The sequence below is a fragment of the Xenorhabdus santafensis genome (assembly GCF_033949405.1).
GTDB lineage: Bacteria > Pseudomonadota > Gammaproteobacteria > Enterobacterales > Enterobacteriaceae > Xenorhabdus > Xenorhabdus santafensis.
Window position 1 is genome coordinate 1 of sequence record NZ_VCDN01000545.1, and the last position, 289, is coordinate 289.

Below are 289 nucleotides of genomic sequence, written 5' to 3' on the forward strand. Positions count from 1 at the left end.
ACTTTACTTCATTAAATATCTAATATGAGTAATCCGCTTACACATATTATTCTGATTGAAAACAGACTATAGGGGCTGAATATATGGAAAAGAAATTCATGCGAGAATCTAAAGCAATTAAGACAACACGTGTTTTTCCTAACGATTTAAATAATCACCAAACACTTTTTGGAGGGAAATTATTAGCAGAAATTGATAGTATTGCTTCAATTGCGGCTGCAAGACATAGTCGTAAACATTGCGTAACAGCATCTATTGATTCAGTTGATTTTTTAACTCCAATTCACCA

At 32.2% G+C, this 289-nt stretch carries 1 protein-coding gene; it reads left to right on the top strand.

What is annotated here, in order from left to right:
* Nucleotides 1-83: 83 nt before the first annotated feature.
* Nucleotides 84-289: hotdog domain-containing protein (locus FE392_RS23355; protein WP_319932050.1), on the top strand; the 206-nt coding region annotated here is incomplete at its 3' end.